The organism is Nocardia sp. TBRC8007, from assembly GCF_056629435.1.
The window spans coordinates 1-248 of record NZ_JBWSOR010000226.1 but is presented as its reverse complement, the minus strand read 5'-3'; the positions used below and the strand labels follow the sequence as shown (position 1 = coordinate 248).

Genomic DNA, 248 nt, shown 5'->3' with positions numbered 1-248 from the left:
CCCGGCTCGACCCGAACCCCCCGAATCTTCACCTGCTCATCGACCCGCCCCAGATACTCCAACACCCCCGCCGCACTCCACCGCACCACATCCCCGGTCCGATACACCCGACCCCCACCAACCGCATCGAACGGATCAGCCACAAACCGCGACGCGGTCAACCCCGCCCGCCCGTGATAGCCGCGCCCCACCTGCGCACCAGCCACATACAACTCCCCCGCCACCCCCACCGGCACCGGCCGCAACCA

1 protein-coding gene is annotated in these 248 nt (G+C 69.8%); it reads right to left on the bottom strand.

Going from position 1 to position 248, the window contains the following annotated elements; genetic code table 11:
- Nucleotides 1-248 (bottom strand): hypothetical protein (locus ACX4ZE_RS23420; RefSeq protein ID WP_480275635.1); only part of this gene is annotated, 248 nt, incomplete at both ends.